The 26,093-nt window shown below is 71.5% G+C and carries 20 protein-coding genes and 4 pseudogenes; 14 read left to right on the plus strand and 10 right to left on the minus strand.

The window, feature by feature from the left end:
* The first annotated feature begins 8 nt into the window (after nucleotides 1-8).
* Nucleotides 9-2,078, plus strand: a complete 2,070-nt coding sequence (fxlM, locus tag ACIQIB_RS22260) for a methyltransferase, FxLD system (RefSeq protein ID WP_400759955.1) — start codon at nucleotides 9-11, stop codon at nucleotides 2,076-2,078.
* Between the two features lie 236 nt (nucleotides 2,079-2,314).
* On the opposite strand, the gene ACIQIB_RS22265 is transcribed toward fxlM, so the two are convergent.
* Nucleotides 2,315-2,947, minus strand: coding sequence for a HEAT repeat domain-containing protein (locus ACIQIB_RS22265; protein WP_400759956.1), 633 nt, complete (start codon nucleotides 2,945-2,947; stop codon nucleotides 2,315-2,317).
* A 45-nt stretch (nucleotides 2,948-2,992) separates the two neighbouring features.
* Between ACIQIB_RS22265 and ACIQIB_RS22270 the strand changes: the two genes are divergently transcribed.
* Nucleotides 2,993-3,547 carry an HNH endonuclease gene (locus tag ACIQIB_RS22270; protein WP_400759959.1) on the plus strand — a complete coding sequence of 185 codons (555 nt, stop codon included), beginning with the start codon at nucleotides 2,993-2,995 and terminating at the stop codon, nucleotides 3,545-3,547.
* 223 nt (nucleotides 3,548-3,770) lie between these two features.
* Here ACIQIB_RS22270 and ACIQIB_RS22275 read toward each other — a convergent pair whose 3' ends face one another.
* From ACIQIB_RS22275 to ACIQIB_RS22290, 4 genes are all read right to left on the minus strand, one after another.
* Nucleotides 3,771-4,406, minus strand: a complete 636-nt coding sequence (locus tag ACIQIB_RS22275) for a hypothetical protein (protein ID WP_400759962.1) — start codon at nucleotides 4,404-4,406, stop codon at nucleotides 3,771-3,773.
* A gap of 6 nt (nucleotides 4,407-4,412) precedes the next feature.
* Nucleotides 4,413-8,966: a polymorphic toxin-type HINT domain-containing protein gene (locus ACIQIB_RS22280; RefSeq protein WP_400759964.1), complete on the minus strand. Its 4,554-nt coding sequence runs from the start codon at nucleotides 8,964-8,966 to the stop codon at nucleotides 4,413-4,415.
* A gap of 103 nt (nucleotides 8,967-9,069) precedes the next feature.
* Nucleotides 9,070-9,312, minus strand: a complete 243-nt coding sequence (locus tag ACIQIB_RS22285) for a hypothetical protein (protein ID WP_400759967.1) — start codon at nucleotides 9,310-9,312, stop codon at nucleotides 9,070-9,072.
* A gap of 194 nt (nucleotides 9,313-9,506) precedes the next feature.
* Complete coding sequence (locus ACIQIB_RS22290) at nucleotides 9,507-11,630, minus strand: trypsin-like serine protease (RefSeq protein ID WP_400759969.1); 2,124 nt, start codon at nucleotides 11,628-11,630, stop codon at nucleotides 9,507-9,509.
* Nucleotides 11,631-11,852: 222 nt separating this feature from the next.
* On the opposite strand from ACIQIB_RS22290, the gene ACIQIB_RS22295 reads away from it, so the two are divergent.
* From ACIQIB_RS22295 to ACIQIB_RS22305, 3 genes and pseudogenes are all read left to right on the plus strand, one after another.
* Nucleotides 11,853-12,008, plus strand: coding sequence for a hypothetical protein (locus tag ACIQIB_RS22295; protein WP_400759972.1), 156 nt, complete (start codon nucleotides 11,853-11,855; stop codon nucleotides 12,006-12,008).
* 374 nt (nucleotides 12,009-12,382) lie between these two features.
* Nucleotides 12,383-12,892, plus strand: a complete 510-nt coding sequence (locus ACIQIB_RS22300; protein WP_400759974.1) for a GNAT family N-acetyltransferase — start codon at nucleotides 12,383-12,385, stop codon at nucleotides 12,890-12,892.
* A 46-nt stretch (nucleotides 12,893-12,938) separates the two neighbouring features.
* Nucleotides 12,939-13,343 (plus strand): annotated as a pseudogene (locus ACIQIB_RS22305) (methyltransferase domain-containing protein); the annotation flags it as partial.
* Here the strand turns inward: ACIQIB_RS22305 and ACIQIB_RS22310 are convergent.
* Nucleotides 13,242-13,688: pseudogene (locus ACIQIB_RS22310) on the minus strand (hypothetical protein); the annotation flags it as partial. The pseudogenes ACIQIB_RS22305 and ACIQIB_RS22310 sit on opposite strands and share 102 nt — an antisense overlap.
* 176 nt (nucleotides 13,689-13,864) lie before the next feature.
* Between ACIQIB_RS22310 and ACIQIB_RS22315 the strand changes: the two are divergent.
* The gene (locus tag ACIQIB_RS22315; RefSeq protein WP_400759975.1) at nucleotides 13,865-15,580 is read left to right on the plus strand and encodes a serine/threonine-protein kinase; all 1,716 of its coding nucleotides are present in this window, start codon (nucleotides 13,865-13,867) and stop codon (nucleotides 15,578-15,580) included.
* Nucleotides 15,581-15,805: 225 nt separating this feature from the next.
* Here ACIQIB_RS22315 and ACIQIB_RS22320 read toward each other — a convergent pair whose 3' ends face one another.
* Nucleotides 15,806-16,111, minus strand: a complete 306-nt coding sequence (locus ACIQIB_RS22320; RefSeq protein WP_400759977.1) for a hypothetical protein — start codon at nucleotides 16,109-16,111, stop codon at nucleotides 15,806-15,808.
* 200 nt (nucleotides 16,112-16,311) lie between these two features.
* Between ACIQIB_RS22320 and ACIQIB_RS22325 the strand changes: the two genes are divergently transcribed.
* Together ACIQIB_RS22325 and ACIQIB_RS22330 are read left to right on the plus strand one after the other, a co-directional pair.
* A complete protein-coding gene (locus ACIQIB_RS22325) occupies nucleotides 16,312-16,680 on the plus strand; it encodes a YciI family protein (RefSeq protein WP_363612196.1) in 369 nt (122 codons plus the stop codon).
* A complete protein-coding gene (locus ACIQIB_RS22330; RefSeq protein ID WP_400759978.1) occupies nucleotides 16,677-17,933 on the plus strand; it encodes an RNA polymerase sigma factor in 1,257 nt (418 codons plus the stop codon). Before ACIQIB_RS22325 ends, ACIQIB_RS22330 begins: the two co-directional genes overlap by 4 nt.
* A gap of 67 nt (nucleotides 17,934-18,000) precedes the next feature.
* On the opposite strand, the gene ACIQIB_RS22335 is transcribed toward ACIQIB_RS22330, so the two are convergent.
* Complete coding sequence (locus ACIQIB_RS22335; RefSeq protein WP_400759981.1) at nucleotides 18,001-18,507, minus strand: hypothetical protein; 507 nt, start codon at nucleotides 18,505-18,507, stop codon at nucleotides 18,001-18,003.
* A 315-nt stretch (nucleotides 18,508-18,822) separates the two neighbouring features.
* On the opposite strand from ACIQIB_RS22335, the gene ACIQIB_RS22340 reads away from it, so the two are divergent.
* Nucleotides 18,823-19,329, plus strand: coding sequence for a tetratricopeptide repeat protein (locus tag ACIQIB_RS22340; protein ID WP_400759983.1), 507 nt, complete (start codon nucleotides 18,823-18,825; stop codon nucleotides 19,327-19,329).
* 29 nt (nucleotides 19,330-19,358) lie between these two features.
* Here the strand turns inward: ACIQIB_RS22340 and ACIQIB_RS22345 are convergent.
* Together ACIQIB_RS22345 and ACIQIB_RS22350 are read right to left on the minus strand one after the other, a co-directional pair.
* Nucleotides 19,359-20,505 (minus strand): annotated as a pseudogene (locus ACIQIB_RS22345) (serine hydrolase domain-containing protein).
* A 104-nt stretch (nucleotides 20,506-20,609) separates the two neighbouring features.
* The gene (locus tag ACIQIB_RS22350) at nucleotides 20,610-21,374 is read right to left on the minus strand and encodes a TetR/AcrR family transcriptional regulator (protein WP_400759985.1); all 765 of its coding nucleotides are present in this window, start codon (nucleotides 21,372-21,374) and stop codon (nucleotides 20,610-20,612) included.
* A 104-nt stretch (nucleotides 21,375-21,478) separates the two neighbouring features.
* On the opposite strand from ACIQIB_RS22350, the gene ACIQIB_RS22355 reads away from it, so the two are divergent.
* The 5 genes and pseudogenes from ACIQIB_RS22355 (at nucleotide 21,479) to ACIQIB_RS22375 (ending at nucleotide 26,029) form a co-directional block, all read left to right on the plus strand.
* Entirely contained in the window at nucleotides 21,479-22,528 is a 1,050-nt protein-coding gene (locus tag ACIQIB_RS22355; protein ID WP_400759987.1) for an ATP-binding cassette domain-containing protein, read from the plus strand.
* Nucleotides 22,528-23,346, plus strand: a complete 819-nt coding sequence (locus ACIQIB_RS22360; protein WP_400759990.1) for an ABC transporter permease — start codon at nucleotides 22,528-22,530, stop codon at nucleotides 23,344-23,346. Before ACIQIB_RS22355 ends, ACIQIB_RS22360 begins: the two co-directional genes overlap by 1 nt.
* Nucleotides 23,347-23,521: 175 nt before the next feature.
* Nucleotides 23,522-24,508 (plus strand): aldo/keto reductase, encoded by a 987-nt coding sequence (locus ACIQIB_RS22365; RefSeq protein WP_363612212.1) that lies wholly within the window; start codon nucleotides 23,522-23,524, stop codon nucleotides 24,506-24,508.
* Between the two features lie 164 nt (nucleotides 24,509-24,672).
* A pseudogene (locus ACIQIB_RS22370) lies at nucleotides 24,673-25,266 on the plus strand (MFS transporter); the annotation flags it as partial.
* Nucleotides 25,267-25,351: 85 nt separating this feature from the next.
* A complete protein-coding gene (locus ACIQIB_RS22375) occupies nucleotides 25,352-26,029 on the plus strand; it encodes a hypothetical protein (protein WP_400760005.1) in 678 nt (225 codons plus the stop codon).
* Nucleotides 26,030-26,093 lie beyond the last annotated feature (64 nt).

Genomic DNA, 26,093 nt, shown 5'->3' on the forward strand with positions numbered 1-26,093 from the left:
ACGACCACATGCCCGGCCCCACGCACACCCCGTCCGCCGACTGGCGCCAGACCAACCTTCACTTCGACACCTGGCAGCACGCCGAACGCGCCGCCGCCGACCTCCTCCCGCTCCTGACCGAAGCCGAGGACACCTCCGCCCTCGTCGCCTGGTGGTTCATTCGGAAAGGCGAAACGTGGCGGCTGCGCCTGCGCTCCGCCCCGGGTCGCGACAACTCCGCCGCCGTCCTCCTTGACCAGCTCACCGCCCTGCCCGGGCTGCGCTCCCTCGCCCATGGCGTGGTGTACGAGCCGGAGACCCGCCGCTTCGGCGGACAGCCGGCCATGGAGATCGCCCACCACCTGTTCCACGCGGACAGTCGCCACGTCCTCGACCACCTCGCCCACACCGCCGAAACAGGCGACCACCGCACCGAGATCGGGGGACGGCTGGCCACCCGTCTGATGCGTGCGGCCGGCCAGGACTTTTACGAACAGGGCGACATCTGGGCATCGGTCGCCGAGCATCGCGCCACCGCCGGAAGCCCCCAGCCGTCAGCCTCGACCCTCGCAGCGGTCCAGACCCTCATCACCGCCGCCGCCGACCGTCCCGGCAGCCCGCTCTCCCGCGAGCCCGCGTGGCCGACAGCCTTCGAGGCCGCCGGCCACGCGCTCGCCGACCTCGCCCACCACGGCCACCTGGAACGCGGTATACGGGCCGTCCTCACAGACCACCTGCTCTTCGCCTTCAACCGGCTCGGCATTCCCGCCAACCGGCAGGCCGCACTCGCCACCGCCGCCCAGCACACCGTCTTCCACCACCGATCCGGCGCCGACCGCGACTCCCGCCGCACACCGACCACCCCGACAGTCAGGCCAGCATCCATGAACGCCACCAGCCCGGCCCCCGACCCGCAGGCCCTGCGCGACGCCCTCGTCACCAGGATCGACAGCCTCCACACCTTCCGTACCAAGGCCGTCCGCGACGCCTTCCTCGCCGTGCGACGGGAGCTGTTCCTGCCCGAGGTCGACCTCGCCACCGCCTACCAGCCCAAGCAGGTGGTCACCAAGCGCGCCGCCGACGGCACCGCACTCTCCTCAGCCTCCAGCCCCAACATCGTCGCCACCATGCTCGAACAGCTCCAAGCAGCCCCCGGGCAAAGCGTTTTGGAGATCGGCGCGGCCACCGGTATCAACGCCGCCCTCCTCGCCGAACTCACCGGCCCCACCGGCACCGTCGTCACCATCGAACTCGACGAAGACCTCACCGAAAGCGCCCGCGCCCACCTGGCCGCCGCCGGATACCACCGCGTCATCGTCCTGTGCCGCGACGGCGTTCTCGGCGACCCGGACCGCGCGCCGTTCGACCGCATCATCGTCACCGCCGGAGCCTGGGACATCCCCGCCGCCTGGTGGATCCAACTCGCCCCCACCGGACGCCTCGTCGTCCCACTGCGCCTGCACGGAAGCGGCCTGACCCGCTCGCTCGCGTTCATCCGCACCGCCGACGACCGCATGGTGGCCACCGACGCCGCAGTGTGCGGATTCGTCCCGCTGCGAGGCGCCGCCGAGATGGGCGAGATCCACGTTCGCCTTGCCGACGACGCCATCCTCAAGGTCGACGCCGACGACCACCCAGACCAGGAGACTCTCGCCAGGGCCCTGACCCACCCCGCACACCTGAAGTGGACCGGCATCCACGTACGGCACGACGAACCCGCTGCCCACCTCGATCTCTGGCTCGCCACCACCGACACCGGGCTCCACTTCGGCAAACTGTCCGTCGGCCCGGCCACACGCGCACTCCTCCCGGCCGACCCCGCCGTGCGCTGGTCGGGCGCCGCCCTCCATCAAGGCGCGGCCTTCGCCTACCTCACCACCCGAGCCGTTGACGACGACACCGACGAACTCGGCATCGCCGCCTACGGGCCGGACGCCGACAAGCTGGCCGCTCTCACCGGAGACCTCCTGCACCACTGGAGCCGGAAGCGCCCCGCCCAGCCCACCGTCACCGCTCACCCGGCCGCCACCCCCGACGACCGGCTCGGCCCCGGAACACGCATCACCCGCCCGCACACCAGGCTGACCATCAGCTGGTGAAGACCGTGTACGAGGAGGTCGTACCGCGGCGATCTGTCCGACACCCGATGGGTCTTGGTCGAGCCCGCAGTGGTCCTGATTGCCCGTGGGCTCGCAGCGGTGTTCAGGAACGGTCGGCGTTCCCGGCCCGTGTGGCCGCGTGCGGCGGCCTTCTCCAGGTCGAACAGGGAGAGCCGGGTGCCCCGGGCGGGGCGTTCTCGCGCCGGACGATGATCCGGGTGTCCCCGGTCCAGGGCTCAGCTGCTCTGCCCAAGGCTCCTTGGCTGGTCGGCCGCGACCAGTTCGGCAGCGTGCGCGAGGTCGCCGCCCGCCCGCCGGAGCAGCGCCTCGACGTCGTAGCCCGGTGAACCGAAGCTGGCGCCGAGGCCAAGCCGGATACCGGAGTCGAAGCGCCCCATGTGCACAGAGGCCTCCAGGTCGGGGCGGAGCCGGTCAAGCGCGCACAGCAGGTCCCAGGCGGATGCATCCAACCGGGCCCGTTCCACCGGGTCGCAGGCGTTGACGACGGCGGTGACTCCGGCGCCGTCGGGCTCGTACTCCAGTAGGTCCGGCAGCAGTTCGGGGATGCCCATGATCCGAGCCGCACTGAAGGTGAGGGCGGGGACGCCAGTAGGGTCGTTGAGCAATTCGGCCAGCAGCGGGACGACGCGCCGGTCATGCCGCCGGGCGAGTCCACGGATGCCTTCCTCCCGGGTATCCGCATGCTCGTCGGTCGTCCGCTCCCAGAGCGCGGCCCGGATCCCGGGGCTGTCGACTTCGACCTGGAAGCCCAGCGTGAACGTTGCCCGGTTACGAACCTCCGGATCCTCGTCACGGGTCAGCGTGATGAGCGCGCGGATGTCCGGCCCGTCCGGCAGTCCAGTGGCCACCCCCGCAAAAGAACTCGCCACCCGCCGGCGAACATCGGCGCCGGGATGTCCAGCGAGAGCGGCAAGGACGGGGACGGCACGCTGCAGGACAAATGGGTTTTCGGTAGCCGCGATAGCGGCGCATTCCTTCCCAAGTTCGCCTGGACACGAATCGTCCGCCACCAACTCGTCAAGGGCGGAGCGTCCCCGGACGACCCAACCCCGACCAAGCGCTGGAGGGAACGCCGCCGATGCAAGGCGCCACCGCTGATGGGCAAGGCCAGTCTCGTCCTGGCGGTGCGGCAGCAGGGGCTCTGCCCCTTCTGCAAACAAGCGCTGATCGCCGGAGCCGAGTACGAACCGGACAGCTCACACGAGCGGATCGACTGGTTCGCGGCCTCGAAGAAGATGCTCCACAAGCATCATTTCACCTACCGGCGCGACGGCGGCACGGACGAGTGGAACAACCTCCGCCTCGTGCACTCCGAATGCCACCGCCAGCACCACGCGGGCGACGGCAAACGAACCACACCAACCTGCGAAGCCCTCGGGGCTTGCTTGAGCCGGATGCCTGGAAATCGGGCAAGTCCGGTTCTGAGGGGCCGGGTCACGGCAATGTGACCCGGCTACCCGACCACTCCGGATCGTCCGGTTCACGCGGTATCTGAAGGCGATGCGCTTTTGCGGCCGACGACCCACCCGGCCGTGACGAGGATCTTTCCGACGGCGTCGGCCATGGTATTGAGCGTCATGCCGACGAGTAGATGGCTCCGTCAGGCAACCGCAAGGGCGCGCAGTGGGTACGTGATCCTTACCCACTGCGCGCCCGTGACCGTCGACGGTCTCAGACCGTCAGGTGCTCGTAACCTCCGACGAGGAGTTCCCCGTACTCGAATCGACGCCCGAGGTCTATGTACCGCTCGTATTGCTTCCGGGTGATCTGCGGTCCATAGGTGAGCGCGCGCAGGAGGAAGCGGAACGCCAGGTCGGGGCAGGCGTGGAGGACGGTGTGGCTGAGTGCGGGCACCACACCGGGGATGGACTTCCAGGACGAGTCCTGTACCAGCTCCAGGAGGCCGGGAGTGACGATCATGATCTCGTCCAGGACGGCTCCTGTCAGGTGCTGGTACGGGCTGGGCGGTACCTCTTCCGGGGGAGTGAGGCCCTCCGCGCGGAGTCGCTCCCGGCACAGCCGGATGACTTCGAGGATCCAGTCGCGCGGGTCGATCCCCTCGTTCCTGAGCTCCAGGCGGCGCTCGCTTCCCACCGCCCAGAGCGTTTCGAACACCCAGGTCGGCACGGCTGGAGCGGCGACCCGGAGAGCGTCGACGAGGAGCGCCTCGACGAGGTGTGGCGGCATGCCGTCGGCGTAGTACGCCAGTGCCTGCGCCTCGGTGGCCCATTCGTCCCGCCAGCTGTGGTGGAACACCTGCCCCAGGTGAGGCAGCCCGAACTCGTCTCCGCCGTATCTCTCAGTCATCACGCATCACCGGCCCAGCGGGAAGATGGAACCAATGATCCACTTCTTGCCATTGTGCTTGTCCGCCCTCAGCAGCCGGACCTTGACCCTGGTTCCAGCATCAGCAGCGTCGAGACTGCCACCCGGAGGGTACACCTTGCCCAACGAGGTCAGGCGTTGGCCGCTCCTGATGACATCGACATCGACGGTGATCTCCTTGAAGTCCGGCTGGCCCGGCTGTCCCCAGGTGCGAAGCGCGTCCTGACTCTTGTCGAGGGCCGATCGCAGTGCATCCTCAGCGATGCTGAGGTCGGCGAACACCCCGTTCGGGTCGGTGGCGGTAGTCAGCGCTGCCGCCTCTGCGGGCGTGACCCCTGCGAATTCGCCGTTCGGGCCGTAGGCGCCATGGGCCACGTGCTTCTTGATGGTGTGGGCGCGGGCGTCCTGGTTCCTGCCCAGTTCGTCGCCCCACAGGTCGAAGCAATTGTGGACGAGAATGCCGCTGCCGGTGTTCTGCGGCCCGCGCACGTAGAAGGTGTGCGTGCCGTCGACGGTGAGGTCGTACACCGCCTGGGTGGCGTCCGTCCGTTCGTGGAGACCGGTCACCAGGTTGTGCGACCCGTCGCTGCCGACCAGGACGTCGCCGACGTGGAGGTCGGAGACCTCGCGCCAACCGGCCCGGTCGACGTAGAAGCGGTGTCCGGCCGTGCTGGTGATCCGGCCCTCGCGCTCGGTGTCGATGTCGATCAGGCGGGTGGTGGGGTGCCCGAAGGTGCTGGTCACCGGCTGGGACCCGGTGGAACCCGTGGCGGGATCGGTGGCCAGCACCTGATCGCCTGCCCGCACCGTCTCGATGGCCCGGCTGGTCCCGTCGGACATGATCACGCTCGTGCCGGCCGGGAAGCTGTTGTTCCGGCACGACGTGCGGACCCCGTCCGCGATCTCGGCTTCAAATTCGGCCTGTTGCACCAGGCCTCGGTCGATGTTGCGGTTATCGCGAAGGGCCTTGAGCGCTGCATCACTGCCCACGCCGTCCTTGAGGGTGTTGCGGAAGGCTGTGATGGCGTCGGCGGTGGCGAGCAGTTTGCTGGTGACTGCGTCGCTGTAGCCGTTGAGGGTTGCCTGGAGCGCGAGCTTGGCCTGTTCGAGCTCGACACCCGTTTCGAGGGCGAAGCGGAAGGCGACGACGCCCTTGACGCCTGTGAGGAGGGTTTTGTACGGGATGAAGTTGGATGCGGCCCAGGCACAGGAGGCGTTGACGCCGGGACTCTTGTAGCAGTTGACGAAGTCACTGGTGACGGTGTCCACCACGAACCGGCTGGCGGCGCCCTGCGGTGAGTACTTCGTGCGGTAGTCGAACTCTGTGATGTCGACGGTGGTGTCGTACTGGGAGTTGATCGGCTCGCTGCGGAGGAGGAGGGTGTCCCAGGTGCTGTATTTGCCCTGGCAGGCGGCGATGGAGAGGTTCGGCTCGGGGCAGGTTTTGAGGAAGTAGTCGTGGGTGCCGGTGACCTTGACCGTGACGGTGATCGTGCAGATGGAGTCGCCTGCGGCGTTGGTGTGCCAGGCCTTGGACTTGGGGAGGGCGACGGGATAGCCGTTCGACGTCGTCAGGTGAGGGTCACTGAGGACGCACGTGGCCATGGTGTCGCGGACGTTCTCGTACTTCACGTCGGGCCGGGGAATGACGTCGATGTAGGTGACGCGGCCGTTGTTGTCGACGGTGGCCGTCTCGTGCTGCATCTTGCCTTCGGCGGTGTCGGCCTGCTGCTTCTTCGCGACCTCGGCCAGCGCCTCCTTCGCCGCCTGGTCGGCCTCGGCGGCACTCTTGTCAGCGGCGATCTTTGAGGCCCGGGCCTCGTCGGAGGCGGTCTTTGCGGTCGCCGCGTACTTCTTGGCCTGCTGGGCGTATCCGGCTGCCGCGTTCGCGGAGATGCCGGCGGTTCGGGCCGATGCCTGCGCGGCTGCGGCTGCGGTGCGGGCCTGCTTGGCGTGGGCGGCTGCCTGGTCGGCGGAGGCCTTGGCCTGTGCGGCCGAGTTGGCGGCCTTCGTCGCCCAGTCGGCGGCCTGTGCGGCGGAGGCCTGGGCCTGGTTGGCGTAGCCGGCGGCTTCGTTGGCGGCGCCGCGGGCGGTGGCGTAGGACTGGGCGGCCTGGGCCGCGTATTCGCGGGCCAGGGCGACGGAGCCGTCGATGGCGGCGAGGTAGGAGTTGATGGTGGCGACGTGTGCTGCGGTGAAGGCGTCGCGCTGGCGGGCCAGGGGCAGGCCGGTTTCGAGGAACGGCTTGAGGCCGGAGGCGGGGCCGGCCATGGCGGCCTGGGCGGCGGCCTTCACCTCGGGGCCGCCGGAGGCGATGGCCTGGGTGATCAGGACCCGGTTGTCGTGTTCGCGTGCAATGTACTGACCCTTGGTCAGGAACGCGCGGACGTCGGCGTGGGTGCCGCCCATGGCGGTGTTGGCGGCGTCCTGCACGCCGGGGCCGCCGGCGGTCATGATCTGTGAGAGCAGGACCCGGTCGTCGTGTTCCTGGCCGGGGTAGGCGCCGGTGGTCAGGAAGTCGCGGACCTGCGCGGCGGTGCCCACCGAGGCGGTCTCGGCCGCGAGCTTGTGCTCCAGGTTCGTGGATCCTTCGGCGATGCCCATGACGCTGCCGCGGTCGTCCTGTTCCCGGGCCTGCGCGAGGTCGGAGCTGAGGAACGCGAGGACGGCGCCGTCCGATCCCTCCAGTGCGGTCTGCGCCGCGGTCTGGGCCCAGGGGCCGCCCGCGTCCAGCAGCCGCACCGCGGCCTGACGGCCCTTGGCCACCGCGGCCTTCTGGTCCACCCCGGCGGCAGTGGCCTCGGAGATCAGCCGCTCGGTGTCGGCTGCGAGCTGGGTCGTTTTCCCGGCCTCCCAGGCCGCCCTTCGGTTCTTCAGGTCCTCGTCCCGGTAGGCCTGCTGCGCGATGGCCACCTCGGCGGCCTGCTGCGCGTCCAGGCGCTCCTGGTCGGAGGCGCGGGCGATGGCCGTGATGTCGTGGGCCTGCTTCGCCGCGTTCTCCGTGGTCACTGCGGCTGCCTCGGCAGTGGTGGCCGCGGCCTGCGCGGTCGCGGCGGCTCTGGCCGAGTCGCCGGCGTGCGCGGCCGCCTCCTCCGCTGCCGCCGCCGCTGCGTCGGCATGCGCGGCGGAGGAGTTCGCGGCCTGCTTCGACGCACGGGCGGCCGCGGCGGCGTCGTCGGCGATCTTGGTGGTGGCCTTCGCCGCGCGGCTGGCTTCCGCGGCGGCGCTCCTGGCCCGGGCGGCTGCGTTCCTGGCCCGGTCCGCGGCGTCCCCGGAGACGCCCGAGGCAGCGGCCGCGTCGGCGGAGGCCTGCGCGGCGGCAGCGGCGTTGGCGCCCGCGGATTCGGCGTCCAGCGCCGCTGACTTGGCCTGGGTCGATGCCCGTTCCGCCCAGCCGCTGGCCTCGCCGGCGGTGCGGGCGTCGGCCGCGGCGTTGCGGGCCGCGACGGCCGCCGCGCGTGCCTGGTCGGCCATACGAGCGTCGCCAGCGGCGCCGGCGGCCGCCGACAGCGCCCGGGTGGCGGCCTTGCCCGCCTTCATGGCGGCGGCCGCCGCGTCGGCTGTGGCGGCCGCGGCCTGCCGCGCGGCCTCGTTCGCCGCCTTGGCCGCGGTCGTTGCCGCCTGGACGGATTTGGCCGCCCGAACGGCGGCGTCCGCCGCCCGGTCGGCCGCGTTCGATGCCTTCGCGGCGTCGGCCTGGGAGGCCCGGGTCTCATCCGCGGCGCGCTCCGCCGCCTGTTTGGCCAGCGCGGTCGCCTGGAGCGCCTTGGCGGACGCGTCCCTGGCGATTCTCGCCTGCTCGCCGGCCTGGGCGGCGGCGTTCTTCGTCAGGTCCGCCAGCTGTGCGACGGTCAGGGTTTCCTGGTCGTGGGCCGCGGCGGTCTGGTAGCCGTAGCGCAGGAAGTCCTGGACGTCCTCGGCGCCGCCGCCCATCGCGATGTTGGCGGCCTGTTGCACCTGCGGGCCGCCCGCGTTCATCAGCTGGGACAGCTTGACCCGGTCGTCGTGCTCCCTGGCGTTGAACTGACCGACGTTCAGGAACTGGGTGACGTCCTCCAGCGTGCCGGCCATCGCCTTGTTCGCGGCGTCCTGCACCGCCGGGCTGCCGGTCGACATGATCTGTGACAGCAGCACCCGTTGGTCGTGCTCGTACGGGTTCTGGATCCCCTTGTCGAGGAAGGTCTGCAGGCCGGCCGCAGGGCCTGCGAGTGCGGCGGTTGCGGCTTCGCGGACCCCCGGACCGGCGATCGCGATCAGTTCCTCGACGCGCGCCCGCAGGTCGTATTCCGCGGCGATGGCCCTGCCGGTCAGTACGAACGCCGTTACGTCCGCGTCGGAGCCCGCCAGCGCGGTCTCCGCGGCCCGGCGCACGGCCGGCCCGCCGGTCTGCCACGCCGCCACCGCCTTCATCCGGTCGGCGACCGGTCCTGTCGCCGGTGGGGCATCGGCCGCCGCCGGAATCGTCAGCAACCCCACCAGCAGGCTGCCGGCCACGAGCCCGGTGGCGACTTTGCGCCGCCCGGCCCGTGGTATCGAAGACATTTTCATTGAACTCGAGATTCCTTCCTGTTCAGGTACCAAGCGATCGCCAGCTGTCGGCACCCGTGCCGACAGCTGGCGATCGCTTGGTACCAGGGCGGCGCGCTCAGAGCGCGCCGCCCGTGACATACAGCAGATGTCGATCGCCGACGGGCCGGGGGTGATGTCCGGAGCCGGACATCACCCCCGGCCGCTGCGGGGTTGGCCGCTCAGCCGGTGACGGTGGCGGTGATGTTCTGGATCCTGCTGGGCCGGTGAGGGTGGTCCAGGAGGCGTCGGGCTTCTTGTCGGTGGTCCAGATCTGGGTGTCGGTGCGGGTGGCGAACAGGCGGGTGGTGTCGCTGATCATTTTTGGGTGCCACGACCACGGCGTTACCGGGCCGATCGTTCGGACAGCACCGGATACAAGCGCGCCGGGCGATATCCGTTCCCGAACCCTGCCTTCGACCGTGATGTGGTTCCGTGGCGTGGGCTGCTGCCGCGTCTGGCGGCTGGCCCCGGTGTGGTGGGACCAGCCTTCGGCATACGGGTGTTGACGTCGAGTCAGGGAGCTGACGGCCCACCGTGGTACTTGGTCCAGCCTTCGCCCTGCGGGTCCACGGCCCACAGGACGTTGCGGGTGTCGCGGACGAAAGTGACCAGGTGGTTGTCGGCCGGGTCCACGACCGTGTGCGGCACGGTGTCGGCCGCCAGAGCGGTGTCGTCGGGGGTCTTGTCGAAGATGGTCCAACCGACGCCCAGCGGGTCGACCATGAACAGGCGGTTGTCGGGCCCGTTGACGTAGGTGATCAGGTGGTGCTGGCCGGAGGGGCTGGCGATGGTGGTGGGGTCAGTTGCGGCCATGGCACCGAAGTCGACCCAGCCTTCCCCCTGCGGGTCCACCGACCACAGGTGGCTGGCGGTGTCGCGGATGTAGGTGACGAGGTGACCGTCGGCCGGGTCGATCACCGTGTGGGGAACGGCGTTGGGCGCCAGGACCGTGTGGGAAGGCGTCTCGACGAACGTCGTCCAGCCGTTGCCCCGCTGGTCAACGGAGTACAGCAGGTTGTTCGGGCCGTTGACGTAGACGACGACGTGGCCGTTGGCCGCGATGGCGGTCGGGGAGGTTGCGGCCATGGCGCCGAAGTCCGACCAGCCTTCCCCCTGCGGGTCCACCGACCACAGGTGGCTGGCGGTGTCGCGGATGTAGGTGACGAGGTGACCGTCGGCCGGGTCGACCACGGTGCTGGGCACCGAGCCCGGCGCGAGGACGGTGTTGGAGGAGGTCTTGTCGAACTTCGTCCAGCGCTGGTTCTCGTTCGCGCGCTCGTCGAAGGACCACAGTCTGTTGTCGGGGCCGTTGACGTACACGATGACGTGGTTGTTCGCCGGGTTCACCACGGCGACGGGGTCAGCGGCCGCGTACGCTCCCCAGTTCTTCCAGCCCTCACCCTGCGGGTCGACCGACCACAGCTGGCTGTTGCTGTCCCGCAGGTAGGTCACGAGGTGACCGTCGGCCGGGTCGACGATCGTGAACGGCGAGCCGGTGGTGACCGTGCCCGACGGCGTCGAATTTGCCGTCCGCGTGATCCACAGGGCGATGTCGTCCACGCGGGTGCCGGCGGCGCCGGTGCGGGTCTCGGATGCGGGGGTGCCGAGGCAGCCACCCTGCCAGGCACGGCTGTTGACTGCGGCCAGTTCGTAGCCTGTATCGGTCTTGCGGATTGCCGGGCCACCCGCGTCGCCCTGGCAGATCGTGTCGGCCGGAGCCTTCGCCACGATGTCGGTGCCGGTGGCGGCGACGGCGGCGACCGTGAAGACGGAGGTATGGAGCTTGCCCGGCACCCATGCGGTCTTGGTACGGCCGTAGCCGGCGGCCGTGAGATCCTGACCAGCGACAGGCGCGGTGGTGGCGACAGGCATCGGTGTGACGCCGGTGGCGGGCACCTCAAGGCGGGCCATGACGAGGTCGCGGTCGGTGCGGGGTACGAGTTCGACGACGGCGGCGCTCTTGCCGCCGATCGTCACGGTGCTCTTGGTCGCGGGTGCGCCGGCGGTGAGGGTGGCGGGGTTGTCGGTGAAGCAGCCGGCCGCGCTCAGGACCCAGTACGGGTCGACCAGGGTGGCGGTGCAGGCCCGCGCGCCGGTGCGGCCGGGCTGCCCGATGTTGAGGGCGCCGACCGCGGGATACTCGCTGGTGGCGGCCGGTGCGGCCGGCCCGTCGGTGGCGGACAGCTCGAGCAGGGTGGTTCCTTCGGCGGAGGCACCCTCGCCTACCGGCGTGTAGTAGTTCTTACGGACGTCAAAGCTGCTGACCGAGCCGTCCGTGTTCAGCGTGGCCTTGACCGCGTGGTCGTCGCCCTTGATGCTGTAGACCTTCGGAAGCTCCAGCGCCAGGTAACCGACGGGCCCCGTGACGCGGAAACAGACCTTGGCGGGACCGGTGTTCAGGGTCCGGCTGAACACCTCCAGCAGGTTCTCCGTCGAGGTGCAGTCGGCCAGCTGGATGTTCCCGTCCCCCGACTTCAGGGTGATGTGCTGCTCCGCGAGGATCTGCGCGGCCCCCGGATAGGAGAAGCCCTCCACCGCCAGAGGCGCCGTGGCCTCAGCAGCCGAGGCCGGAATCGAACCGGCCATCACGGGTATTGCCAGCACGGCGGCGAGCGGCCATACCGTTCTACGAACCATACGCACAAGAACTCCCAGAAAATGACGTGGCAGGGAGGCGCTGATACCCCCCCATCGCACGTGAATTGCCGAGCGGACGCTACCGGCTTACGATCTTGAGCGTCAAAAGCCGTCCAGCGCACGGCATCAGAGCCCCCGGTAGTGGGCATGCCGCCTTCGAGCGGCATGGGCGGTCCCTGAAGTCAAATGAGATGATTCGGGAATCCCTCCCGAAAGGGAAAAGTGCTGGTATTGCATGAGTACTGCTCACATGCCCGTGGTCTGCCCTCGACGACCACGTTCGCCAGGCCCTTCAGCGAGCGGACGCAGCGGTGGAACGCGGGCACCACCAGCGTGCAGGACACCGTCACCCGGATCATCGCCGCCGTCCGGCGGTGATCCGCGAGGTCCCCTGCACCGTCGAGGCGGCCGCCGTGCAGTGCACCGCGCACGACTTCACCTGTCCGGGCCTTGGCGCAACCCGCTCAACGAGCAGGCCGCATCAAAGTTTCCGGTATTGGGCCTGGCGGTGGACCTGACGGTATTTCGGAATCCCTTGCCAGGAGTGCGATTCGCCGTTTCGACGGTCCGGTCGTCCTGTGTCACCGTTACAACGGAATCCATAACTTCCCCAGTTTTCCCTGCACTTGTCCACCGAAAAGCGGGATGCGATCGTGGCGCCGGATCCGATTCGTCTCCTGCCCAGGAGTGGCATGCGGTGCAGTCCGCGAAATTCCCTGGCATGCCTCTTCCTGCCCTGCTGAGATGAGAGCATGAACCTCTTGCCTACTGGCGGGACCGAGGTCGTTGTACCGGTCCGCGTGCGTGATCTGACGCCCGCAGATCTGCCGATGTGCGCGTGGTCCGGATCGGCTACTCATCTGGGCTGTGTGGCCAAGGAGTTGGAGCGCGCGGCGGCCGGCGAGGTGGACTACCTGGCCGTCTGTACGGCGGTCGGTCTTCCCGTGGCGATCGGCGGCGTCGACTACCGGGCAAGGCCGGGAGCGGGCACACTGTGGCAGCTCGCGGTGCTTCCGGCGTTGCAGTCGTGCGGTCTCGGCACGCTGCTCGTCCGGGCCGCGGAGGACCGCATCCGGGCACGCGGGATCCTGCGGGCCGAACTCGGTGTCGAGGAGAGCAACCCGCGGGCCCGCGCACTGTACGAGCGGCTCGGATACGTGGCCTACGACCGGCAGCCCGACGCATGGGACGAGGAAGCGCCGGACGGTTCGATCCACCGGTACGAGACCATGTGCGCGCTGATGCGCAAGGACCTGTCGTAAGCGGGACGTCGGCGTGACCTCGCAGGCGTGGGGGCGCGCTCCGACACCCGGGTGTGGGCCTGGCCACATCACCGCTCATCTGGATGAGCCGGGGCTGGCGGCGTTCGGTGTCGATGCCTCTGCTGTGATGATCAAGTCGGCTCAACAGGCCTATCCGGGCCTGCGGTTCGACGTGGGCTCGATGGCCGCGCTGAACATCGCTGACGGCGTGCTGGGCGGCGCACTCTCACGTTGGTCCGTCATCCACACTCCGCACACGGTGGAGCGCTGCATCAACAAGATCCGGGTATGGCGGGGCCTGGCCGCGAGCTACGACAAGACGCCCGCGAGCTACATGGCGGGGCTCCAGCTACGCGGATCCATCGTCTGGATGCGCAGCCTCGACCCGGGCCGCGGTCGCGGCGCCCGGTCGGCGGACCGGACGCCGCTGCCGCTCACCTCGGGCCGGTGAGGTGACCGTCCGGCCAAGATGCCGGGCGAGGAACCGGACCGCGCTGTCGGCCTCGAACCTGGGGAAGTCGAAGTGCTGGCCCGTGTTGGCGTGCAACGTCCTCTCCTTCGAGGCGAAGGCGTCGAACAGCGCGAGGCCGGCCTCGCGCGGGATGCGCTCGTTGTCCCACCGCATGGCGAACTCGATCGGGACGGTGATCTGCTTCGCCGTCTCGACCAGGGCATCGGGCCACATCATGCCGAAGACCGTGGCCGTGATCCTGGGCTCGACCGCCACCAGCGGCAGCCCGATCGCGGTGCCCAGGCCGATCCCGACGTAGCCGACCGGCCCATCGGCGCCGATATCACGACTCCAGACAGGCCTTGGGGCGGCGCGCGACGGCCGCCGCGATCACTTCTGGTGGAGCGTCACAGTGCTTTGACAGTAGGGGCATTGCGGTATATGGACCTGGTCGGGGCGGGTGTACGGTCGTGCCAGTCGGTTGGGGTGGAGGGCCGGAGGGGCTGGGAGGGGAGCAGGGCATGGAGCCATTGGAGCCGGACGACCCGCGGCAGGTCGGTGAGTACCGGGTGCTGCGGCGGCTCGGCGCGGGCGGCATGGGCCGGGTGTACCTGGGCCGTACGGCGGGGGGCCGTACGGTCGCCGTCAAGGTGGTCCGCAGCGAGCTGGCCGAGGACACCGAGTTCCGTGCCCGATTCCGGCAGGAGGTCCGGGCGGCCCGGCTGGTCGGTGGCCGCTGGACCGCGCCGGTGCTGGATGCGGATACCGAGAGCCGCCACCCGTGGGTCGCCACCGGGTACGTCGCGGGTCCGGCCCTCGGCGCGGCCGTGCGGGAGTTCGGACCGCTGCCGGCCGACTCGGTGCGCGCGCTGGGGGTCGGGCTGGCCGGGGCGCTGGCGGCGGTGCACGCGCTCGGCCTGGTGCACCGCGACGTCAAGCCGTCCAACGTGCTGCTCACCCTGGACGGCCCGCGGCTGATCGACTTCGGCATCGCGCGGGCTCTGGAGGCCGCCACCGCGCTCACCCGGTCCGGCTTCGTGATCGGCTCGCCGGGGTACATGTCGCCGGAACAGGCCCAGGGGGCCGTTGTCGGACCGCCGTCCGACGTCTTCTCGCTGGGCGCCGTGCTGGTGTACGCGGCGACCGGCGTGGCGCCGTTCGGAGAGGGCCTCAGTGTCGCGTCGATGCTCTACAAGGTGGCGCACGAGGACCCGGAGTTGGGGGGCCTCGATCCGGGGTTGCGCGCCATCGTGATGGCCTGCCTGGCCAAGGACCCGGCGCGGCGGTTGGCGCCGGTGGAGCTCGCCGAGCGGCTCGACGGGTCCGGGGTCGGCACGGCGCGGCTGAGCGAAGGGGCCTGGCTGCCAGGGACGCTGTCGGCGGCGGTTGGCCGGCGGGCGGTGGAGCTGCTGGACCTCGACCACGTGCCCGCGCCTCCGGGTGCCGGCCAGGCGCGGCGCGCGACGATCGTGGAAGGGGGCGCGCGCGGGGGACCGGGCGGGCACGTGCCCCCTGGTCCGCCGGCCGGAGCGTTCGGCGCTCCGGCGGCCCCGGCCCCGCAGGTCCCGCCTTCGGCCCCGCCGGGTGCTCAGACGGGCATGCCTTCGTATGGAGCACCGCCGTTCTTCCCGCAGCCGCAGCCGCAGCCGCAGCCGCCGGTGCGACGCCGCTTGCCCGCTGTGCTCGGGGCATCGGTGCTGGTCGCCGTGGTCGCGGTCGGCGTCACCTGGTGGCTGTCGAGAAGTGACGAATCGTCAACACGCGGCCAGTCGTCGGCTGCCGGGCAGCAGTCGCAGGCGGGCGGCGGGTCCGTCTCGACCGGGCAGCCGCAGAACCCGGCCCGGTCGGGCGCGCCCGCTCAGCAGAGCGCCGCCCCGTCGACCGCCGCGCCGTCCCCCACGGGTGCGATTCCGCAGGCATATCTCGGCTCATGGAGCGGCGTCCTGACCGAGCCGGGCCTGTACGGTTCGGTCACCTATCGGATCACCCTGCGGCAGGGAGAGGTGGACCAGGTCGTCGCCAACGCCACCAGTATTTGGCCCGATGGCAGAACCTGCAGCGGCACCGACTATCTGGAGTCAGCGAGCGCCAATCAGGTCGTGCTCAAGGTCTCGGCGCTGACCGGGGGCCTCGGGTGCACTCCGGATTCGACGCCACGGGTGTATGCGATCAAGCCCAATGGGACACTGCACCTGGAGGTCCGCGGCGGGTCCGGCGATCTCACCCGCACCTCGTGACCGGGGACGCGGCCCCCGGGGTGCGGCGTCGAAGACCGACATCCACGTCAGTGGTCCACCGGAACTGACAGTTCCTCCGTCAGACGGCCCGTCGCGTTGGGTGCCGGCGCTGCCGCACGTCTTGGGGTGAGGCGCATATGGGGGGCATGAGGGTGGTGGCGCGTGCCGGCGCTCACACCGGGGTGCGCGCCACCACGCTCTGTGCTGGGCGACCGGGCGCGCCGGTCAGCCCCGCCGGGACCTGCGGTGCACCCGCAGGAAGCACACCGCCAGGCCCGCGAAGGCGACCGCGCCGGCGATGCCGGCCACGTGCGGCCCGCCGGTGCACGCGTCGTGCGCCGCGCGCAGCAGGTCGGTCGCGGCCCGGTCGGGAAGCCGGTGCGCCGCGTCGACCGCTCCGGCCAGCGTCCCCCGGGCCGGGCCGGGCCCGCCGCGTCCGCGGGCAGCCCGGCCGAGCCAGGCCCGCCGCCCGGCGCCGTCCCCGGCCGGTGGCGGCGCCGTAGCGGCCGTCGTCGTGCTCGTCGTGCTCATGGGGGCAACCTCCTCGGAAGGGATCGTCACGGTAGGGTCGGAGCCGCTCGACGGATCCTGACCCGCGCCGGCGGAATCACCCGATCCGCTGGTTCCGGCTGATCCGCTGAACCCCGCGTCGGCATGTCAAGGACGGCCGGCCCGCTACGACCACCTGATGACGGGGCCCGACCGGGCGCCGCGACGGTGAGGAGTTGGACATGAAGTTCCTGCTGATCATGCACATCAACCCGGCCATCATGGAGGAACTGACCGAGGCGGAGCGTCAGGAGATCATGGCCGGCCACGGTGAGTTCATGAAGACGACCAGCGAGTCCGGCGAACTGGTCAGCACCGAGGCGCTGGCCGACCCGTCCCAGAGCTCGGTGGTCCGCGTCCGCGACGGGGTGCCGGTCGTCACCGACGGCCCCTACCTGGAGGCCAAGGAGTTCCTGGGCGGCTACTACCTGGTCGACGTCGCGAGCCGGGACCGCGCGCTGGAACTGGCCGCGCTGATCCCGGACGCCCGGGTCAACGGCCTGGGCATCGAGGTCCGCCAGGTGATCTTCTCCGGCGGCCCGTCCGCGTGAGTGCCGACCGCGCCACCGTCGAGGGCCTGCTGCGCGCGCTCGCGCCGCAGGCCCTCGGCGCGCTGGTGCGCCGGTACGGGCAGTTCGACCTGAGCGAGGACGCCGTGCAGGAGGCGATGCTCGCCGCGGCGACCCGCTGGCCGGCCGAGGGCATCCCGGACAACCCGCGCGGCTGGCTGACCACGGTCGCCGGCCGCCGCCTGGTCGACCAGATCCGCAGCGAACGGGCCCGGCGCCGACGCGAGGACGAGGTGGCCGCCCGCGAACCGGATCCGACCTCGCCCGGCCCCGGCGAGCCGACCCCGGCCGACCGGGACGACACGCTCACCCTGCTGTTCCTCTGCTGCCACCCGGCGCTGAGCCCGGCCTCGCAGGTCGCGCTGACGCTGCGCGCGGTCGGCGGCCTGACCACCGCGGAGATCGCCCGCGCCTACTTCGTGCCGGAGCCGACCATGGCGGCCCGGATCAGCCGGGCCAAGCAGCGGATCAAGGCCGCCGGCAGCGATTTCACCATGCCGGTCGGGCAGGACCGGGCGGAGCGGCTGCGCGCCGTGCTGCACGTGCTGTACGTGATATTCAACGAGGGCTACACCGCCAGCTCCGGCGACCGGCTGCGCCGCGACGACCTGGCCGCCGAGGCGATCCGGCTGACCCGCCTGCTGCACCGGCTGCTCCCCGACGACGGCGCGGTGACCGGTCTGCTGGCCCTGATGCTGCTCACCGACGCCCGCCGGGACGCCCGCACCGGCCCGGACGGCGAGCTGGTCCCGCTCGACGAGCAGGACCGCTCACGCTGGGACCGCGGTCGCATCACCGAGGGCGTCGCGCTGGTCACCGACGCGATGAGCCGCCCGACACTCGGCCCCTACCAGTTGCAGGCCGCCATCGCCGCGCTGCACGACGAGGCGCCCAGCACCGACGAGACCGACTGGCGCCAGATCAACACGCTGTACAAGATCCTGGAGCGGATCTCGCCGAACCCGATGGCCAGCCTGAACCGGGCGGTGGCGGTCGCCATGATCGACGGACCGCGGGCCGGCCTGGCCCTGCTGGACGAACTGGCCGCGGACGACCGGATCACCGACCACCACCGGCTGCACGCCGTCCGCGCACACCTGCTGGAGCGGGCCGGCGACCACCCGGCGGCCCGGGAGTACTACCAGCGTGCCGCCCGCGGTACCACCAGCCTGACGGAGCGCCGCTACCTGGAGGCCCGCGCCGCCCGGTCGGCGGCCGGTCCGGCCCCCGGCTGACCAGGCCCGGGGCAGGCCCGGTCGGGACGGCACTGCGCACGCCCTCGGACCGCGGCGCCGGTGTCGGTCAGGGGCCTGAGAGGTCGCTCCGTCGGGAGAGCAGCCCGGAGCGCCGCCTGGCGAGCCGGCCGGTGAGCCGTACCGCGCCGAGGGCGATCACGTAGCCGAAGGCGAACTGGACGGTCAGCAGTTGCAGGTACGGGGTCGGGATGCCGCTGCCGATGAGGAGGGACGTGAGGAACGGTGGCGCGGCCAGAAGGACCGAGACCAGTGCCGCGCGGCCCGTGGTGCGGGCCGTACAGGCGACGGCGGCGCCGGTGACGACCGGGGTGACGAGTGGGAATGTGGCGAAGCCGCCCGTGAGGGTGATGGCGATGTCCCCGGTGATGATGGCGACGGTGAGCGCCCAGGGCACCGCGGAGCGCGGGTGCGTGCGGCCCGGCGGTGCGATCAGGAGCAGGAGGGCGTTGAGGACGGGCAGCCAGAGGTCGGGCAGGTCCAGGCTGAAGGAGAGCGCGATGTCGGCCGGCATGCCGAGCAGGCCGGGGAGGGCGAGGACGCGGACCAGTGGCACCACCACCATGGTGACCAGGGCGAGGATCCTCGCCGCGGACCAGCGGTTGGCCAGGCCGCGCCCGCCGTCAGTACCGGCGGAACGAGCGTCGCGGCCGCCGCGACGAGGGGGCCGTCAAACTCGGCGGGGTAGATGGAGATGGCTGCGGAATCGGGGTCGGTCGCGAGCCGGAAGGCGCCCCAGAGCCGGCCCGCCGCGTACGTCCCGGCCAGCACCGCGGCGAGCGGGGCCGCGCCGGCGAAGGCGCGGCCCAGGGGCTGGTGGGAGGTCAGGCCGAGCCGGTTTCGCCCTTGCCCACGCACGGGGGAGGCCCATGTGATCGGGAACCTGGGCAACCAGAGCCTCGGCACCGGGCAGTACCGGCCCGCCGCCTACTACCGTGAGGCGATCGCGATTCTGCGGGAGCAGCCCCCGCAGAGCCGGGACGAGTGGGCGATGGGCGTCTGCGAGGCCAACCTCCGCGTGGTGGGCCTGCTCGCCGGTCACCCGGAGGCGGCGGACGTCCACCTCAACCGGGCGCTCGCCCGCCACCGTTCCACCGGGGACCAGGTGTTGGAGAGCATCACGCTGGCCAACCTGGGGGACCACCACCGCCGGCTCGGCCGGTCGGACCGGGCCGCGGAGTACCTCCGGGAGGCGCTGGGCCTGATCGACCGGACCACCGGGGACCCGCGTCTGCGGGCGAAGGTGCTTGCGGTCCTGGCCGAGCTGGTTGTGCCGGCCGGGCCTGCTGAACTCCTGGGGCCCGGCGAGCTTCCGGGGCCCGTCGGGTTGCCCGTGCCCGCCTCCGTCTCCCTGCGGCGCGGTTCGGCCGCGGGGTGAGCGCGCCGCCGCCGTGACGGCCCCAGGTGTCAGCCGTCCAGGGACTCGCGGACGGCCGTGATCAGGCGGTTGGCGCGGGCGTCGCCGTGGCCGATCATACGGTTGGCGACGTACGCGAAACCGACCCCGAACTCGTCGTCACCGAAGGCGAACTGGCCGCCCGCGCCGTCGTTGCCGAAGCTGCGGGCGCCGAACAGCGGGCGGAACGCCGGGGAGTCGAGCAGGACGCCCGAGCCCCAGCGGGCGCCGAGGTCGAAGCCCAGGAAGCCCTGCCCGGAGGAGAGTTCGCGGACGGCGTCGGTCACCGTGTCCGGCGAGAGCAGCCGCTCGCCGCCGCCGATGCCGGTCACGGCGGCCGCGTACAGGCCGGCCAGACCGGTCGCGGAGGCGACGGCGCCCGCGGCCCGGCAGCTCGACGGCGTGCAGGGCGGGGTCGTTCCAGCCGTGCGGCTCGTCCAGCCCGGGGAAGACCAGCGCGCCGTTCATCGTCACGATGCGGGTGAGCAGATGCTCGGGGCCGGGCGTCGGGCGCCGCCCCTCGGCCTCCACCAGCCGTGCCACGCGGTCGAGTTCGCTGTCGGGCAGGCCGATCCAGGCGGACAGGCCGAGCGGGTCGCCGACGGCCTCGCGGAAGTACGCGCCAGGGGTGAGCCCGGTGATCCGGCGGACGACCTCGCCGATCAGGAAGCCGAGGACATGGCCGTGGTACTCGTGCGCGGTGCCGGGCTCCCAGAGCGGCCGCTGCTCCTCGATGGCGCGCACGACCGGCGTCCAGGCCGCGATCTCGTCGAACGAGAGGACGGCGTCGAGGGCCGGGATGCCCGCCCGGTGGCCGAGCACCATGCGACAGGTGACGGCCTCCTTGCCGTGCCGCGCGAACTCGGGCCAGTAGCGGCTCACCGGCGCGTCCAGGTCGAGGCGGCCCTGCTGCGCGAGGAGGTGGGCACAGACGGCGACCAGGCCCTTGGCGCAGGAGAAGACCGGGACGACGGTGTCCTGCGCCCAGGGGCGGCCGGTGCGTTCGTCCGCGATGCCGCCCCACAGCTCCACGACCTTGCGCCCGTCGGCGAACACCGTCACGGCGGAGCCGAGTTCGGGGAAGTCGTCGAAGTTCCGGGCGAAGGTGTCGGCGACCGCCCCGAAGCCCGCGTCGGCCCAACCGTGGTACTGCTGCATGGCTCTCGTCCCGTTCTTCCGCATGCGGCCGTGGCGCGCCCCGGCGGCGGCCGCGATCACTGACCGGGTCACGTTACGGTGGCGCGCCGTCCGGCACGAGCGATTTAACCCCGGGTCGCGGGAGCCAGGATCGCCGTGACCACCCGGTGGAGCGCCCGGTCGAAGGCGGTGTCCGGGTCGGCCGGCGGGCCGGCGGTGGCGAACGCGGCGGCGAGGTGGGGGTAGTCGCCGCTCATGGCGGCCCTGGTGAGGTAACCCACCAGCTCACCCTGCCACTTGGCCCCGGCGGCGGCCGTCCGCTCGTACTGCGCGTACTGGCAGACGAACCCGTTGAGCAGGGCCAGGGCCTCCATCCGGGTGGTGCCGTCCAGCCCGGTGGGGGCCGTGACGGCGAGGAAGTGGTCCGTGTAGCGCAACGCGTTCGGGCCGATGCCCGGGCGGGCGATCACCAGCGCGGGCAGCCAGGGGTGCCGCCGCATGATGGCGAGCTGCTGGTGGGCGAGCCGGTACAGGCCCTCGCGGCAGTCGTCGGCGGGGGTGGCCGGGGTCGCCGGGAAGTCGTACTCGGCGGTGGCCGCGTCGAGCATCAGGTCGAGCAGGTGCTCCTTCTTCGGCACGTAGTTGTACAGCGACATCGTCCCGGCGCCGAGCGCGGCCGCGACGCGGCGCATGGAGACCGCGTCCAGGCCCTCCGCGTCGGCGATCGCGATCGCGGCGGCGGCGATCGAGGCGCGGCTGTGGGCCGGCTTCGGGCCGCGCCCGGTGCGCTCGGGGCGCAGCCAGATCAGCTCGGGCGCCTCGGGTGGCTCGGGCGTGGCGGGTGCTGCGGGGGGCGCGGACTCACCGGCGGGGGGCTTGCTGGACGGCACTGGACGATCACCTCGGTTTCCCATCTTAGAGACGTACGGCGTACGTAGTAGGATGCGGTCGCGCGCACTTCTACGTACGATGTACCTAGAGAGGGGCAAGAGCCATGCCGGAAACCAGCCGGCCCGCCGTCGAAATGGTGGGCGTGGAGAAACGATTCGGAACCACCGAGGCCCTGCGCGGCCTCGACCTCGACGTCCCGGCCGGCACCGTCTGCGGACTGCTCGGCCCGAACGGCGCCGGCAAGACCACCGCCGTCCGCGTGCTCGCCACCCTCGTCGCCCCCGACCGCGGCACGGCCCGCGTCGCCGGCCACGACGTGGTGCGCGAGGCCGAGGCCGTCCGGCGCAGCATCGGGCTGGCCGGGCAGCACGCGGCCGTCGACGAGGGCATCACCGGCCGCGACAACCTGCGCCTGTTCGGCCGGCTGCACCACCTCGGCGCCCGCACCGCCCGGACCAGGGCCGACGAACTGCTCGAACGCTTCGGCCTCGCCGAGGCCGGCGACCGGCTCGTCCGCACCTACTCCGGCGGCATGCGGCGCCGGCTCGACCTCATCGCCAGCCTCGTCACCAGCCCGCCGCTGCTCTTCCTGGACGAGCCGACCACCGGGCTCGACCCGCGCAGCCGCCAGGAGATCTGGGACGCCGTCAAGGAGCTGGCCGCGGGCGGGACCACCGTGCTGCTCACCACCCAGTACCTGGAGGAGGCCGACCGGCTCGCCGACGACATCGTCGTCGTCGACCACGGCACCGCCATCGCCACCGGACCGCCGCACCGGCTCAAGGCGGCGATCGGCACCCGGCTCTCGGTCACCCTCGCGGACCCGGACCAGCTCGGCACCGCCGCCGTGGTGCTGTCCGCGCTCGCGGGCGGGGAGGCGGTGGTCGACCCGGCCGAGCGGACGGTCGCGGTCGTCACCGCGCCGGGGTCCGACGTGCTGCTCCCGGCCCTGGTGAGGGAGTTGGACGCGGTCGGGGTGGTGGCGCAGGACGTCGCGCTGCGCCCGCCCTCGCTGGACGACGTGTTCCTCGCGCTCACCGCCGACCGCGGCGCGGGCCCCGGCGCGGGCCGTTCGGCCGACCGGGCCGGTGGCCGTACCGCCGAACGCGTCTCCGACCGCTCCGCCGACCACTCCCCGGGGAAGGTCCTCTGATGGCCGTCTGCACCGCGCCGCCCGTCCTGTCCGCCCCGAGCCGCCTGGTGAGCGACACCTGGTCCTCGATGCTCCGGATCCTGCTCAACTACCGCCACTCGCCCGGCCTGCTGGCCGCCTCGCTGGGCGTGCCGGTGGTGATGGTGGTGGTGTTCGGGTACGTGTTCGGCAGCGCCATCGCCGTGCCGGGCGGCGGGAACTACCGCGAGTTCCTGATGCCGGGCCTGTTCGCGATGGTCGCCGTCAACGGCGTCATGCCCACCATGGTCGGCGCCGCCCGGGACGTCGGCCGCGGCGTGACCGACCGGCTGCGCTCGATGCCGGTCTCGCGCACCGGCCTGCTGCTCGGGCAGACCCTGGCCGACCTGCTGGTCAGCGTTCTGGTGCTGGCGCTGCTGGCCGCCGTCGGCCTGGCGGCCGGCTGGCGGATCCGGGGCGGACTCGCCGACGCCGCGGGGGCGTTCGGCCTGCTGCTGGTGTTCCGCTTCGTGATGACCTGGGTCGGGACCTGCCTCGGCCTGATGGTCGGCAAGGAGGAGGCGGCCGGCCAGCTCGCCGTCGCCGTCTTCCCGCTGGCCATGGTGACCAACGCGTACGTGCCGACCGGTGGAATGCCCGGCTGGCTGAGGGTGATCGCGGACTGGAACCCGGTCAGCGCGGTGGTGCAGGCCTGCCGCGAACTGTTCGGCAACCCGTCCGCGCCCGGGCCGTCCTGGCCGATGCAGCACGCGGTGCCCGCCACCCTGCTCTGGAGCGCGCTGCTGCTGGCGGTCTTCGGCCCGCTGGCCGTACGGAAGTTCGTCACGCACGGGCGGTGATCCGCCGGGCCCCGGCGTGGACCGACACGGAACTGACACGGATGGGCGGGGCGTTAACGCGGAGGGGCGCGGATGGGCGCGCGGACCGGCGTGTTTCGGTACGGATCCGCCGCTGTTCCGCCGCTCCGGTGAAATGAGCTGGACAGCGGGGCCGGTGGGACAGATGGTGGGCGGCATGGAGTTCACCCATCTCGGCCGCACCGGCCTGACCGTCTCCCGACTGTGCCTGGGCACCATGAACTTCGGCCCGCACACCGAGGAGTCCGACGCCCACCTGATCATGGACACCGCCCACGAGCGGGGCATCAACTTCTTCGACACCGCCAATGCCTACGGCCGTGACAACGAGGGCAATCTCAAGGGCCGCACCGAGGAGATCATCGGGCGGTGGTTCGCCCAGGGCGGCGGCCGCCGCGAGCGGACCGTGCTCGCCACCAAGGCGTACGCCCCGATGGGGGACTGGCCCAACGAGAGCCGGCTCTCGGCCCTCGCCATCCGCCGCGCGGTGGAGGGCAGCCTGCGTCGGCTGAACACCGACCACATCGACCTCTACCAGATGCACCACATCGACCGGGACACGCCCTGGGAGGAGGTGTGGCAGGCGATGGAGGTGCTGGTCGCCCAGGGCAAGATCATCTATGTCGGCTCCAGTAACTTCGCCGGCTGGCACATCGCCCAGGCCCAGGAAGCCGCCCGTTCCCGCCACTTCCTCGGCCTGGTGAGCGAGCAGTCCCTCTACAACCTGCTCGACCGGGCCATCGAACTGGAGGTCATCCCCGCCCTCCAGTTCTACGGCCTCGGCCTGCTGCCCTGGTCCCCGCTCCGCAGCGGCCTGCTCGGCGGCGTCCTGCGCAAGGAACGCGAGGGCTCCCGGGTCCGCGGCGCCATGGCCCACGCGAGCGAGATCCTGGAGGAGAACCGCGACCGCATCCAGGCCTACGAGGACTTCGCCGCCGAACTCGGCGAGGACCCGGCCGACATCGCCCTCGCCTGGCTCCTCACCCGCCCCGCCGTCACCGCCCCCATCGTCGGCCCCCGCACCCTCGACCACCTCGACGGCGCCCTCCGCGCCCTGGACCTGACCCTGGACCAGAAGACCCTCGACCGCCTCGACGAGATCTTCCCCGGCCACCAGCCCGCCCCGGAGGACTACGCCTGGTAGATCCGGCGGACGCGCCCGGACCACCGGCCCACCCGGGCCGCGCCCGCACCCCGGGCGCGGCCCTTCCGGGCGCGGGCCGGCCGGGAGCCGGCGCCACTCGCAGCCGCTGCCGTCGACGTAGCGGACCGGAGCCCTGGAGAGACGCCACTGTCAGCCTGATCGACATGATCAGGGGGTTCAAGCAACGGGTACCCAGCGGGCCGGCCTCCGGTCCGCAGCGAGCTCTGATCATCGCCAGTTTCGTCGGCAGGGTGGGCAACGGTCTCTTCAACACCGCTGCCATCCTCTACTTCACGCTCGTGGTGCACCTGCCCGCCACACAGGTCGGAGCGGGTCTGACGATCGCCGGCCTCAGCGGCTTGGCGGCCGGCATACCGGCGGGGAATCTGGCCGACCGGTACGGACCACGCACGATCTGGCTGACGACCCTCGCCTTGCAGGCCGTCACCATGGCGGCTTTCGTCTTCATCGACAGCTGGCTCGCGTTCACGCTCGTCGCCACACTGGACCGGCTGGCTGCCACGGCAAGCGGCGCCGCGGGCGGTGCGCTCATCGCAAGGGTCGGCGGTGAACGCCCGGCCGCCTTCCGGGCCAGACTCCGCACGTTCGTCAATCTCGGCGTCGTCATGGGCACCCTGGGTGCGGCCTTCGCCATCCAGATCAACACTCGCCCTGCCCACACCGGGCTGATCCTCGCCAACGCCGCCAGCTTCGCCTGTGCCGGACTGATCGTGTTCATGGGCGTCCCGAACCACCGGCCTCTGCCCCGGCCCGAGGAGCACCGTCAGTGGTCCGTCCTGGCCGACCGGCCGTACGTGTCCTTCGTCGCGCTCTTACAGTGCCATGGGCCTGCAGTACCAAACCGTCTCCCTCCTGCTGCCGGTCTGGCTCACCGCCCACACCGACGCACCGCGCTGGACCGTGGCAGTGGTCTACGCGGTCAACAGCGGCGTCTGCGTGCTGCTGCAGAGCAGACTCGGCTCCAAGGTGGAGACCCCGCGGCAGGGCGGCCGCGCATTCCGCCTCGCCGGGCTCCTGTTCCTCGTCAGCTGCCCGTTGACGGCACTGACAGCCGATGTTCCCGCCTGGGTCGCGCCGGCACTCGCCGTCCTTGCCGTGTGCATCCACAGTGTCGGAGAGGTGTGGGAGTCCTCGGCCGGCTTCGCGCTCGGCTTCGGCCTCGCACCCGACCATGCCCAAGGGCAATATCAGGGCCTCCTCGGTGTCGGCTTCGACGCAGGCCAGGCCCTCGCCCCCGTGATCCTGACCGGAGTGGTCCTTGCGCTCGGACACCCGGGACGGCTGCTCCTCGGCGCATTCTTCGCAGGCCTGGGCGCAGCAGGCCCCCCGGTGGCCGCCTGGGCCGAGCGAACCCGACCCGGGTGGGCCGGAACCACCCAAAAGACTTCGCAGATCGCCCACTTGGCCGGCGGTACGACAGACGTGCTCATTCGGAGCCTGATCACTGACTGTTCGGGCCGCTGGGAACAGCGGTTGTGTCCACGGCTCCGACAGCCGTGATGTGCAGGTGGTTGTCCGAGGGGGTGCTGAATCACGGTGGCTGACAGCTGTCTAAGGTCACGTG

This window comes from Kitasatospora sp. NPDC092286 (assembly GCF_044755565.1).
GTDB lineage: Bacteria > Actinomycetota > Actinomycetes > Streptomycetales > Streptomycetaceae > Kitasatospora.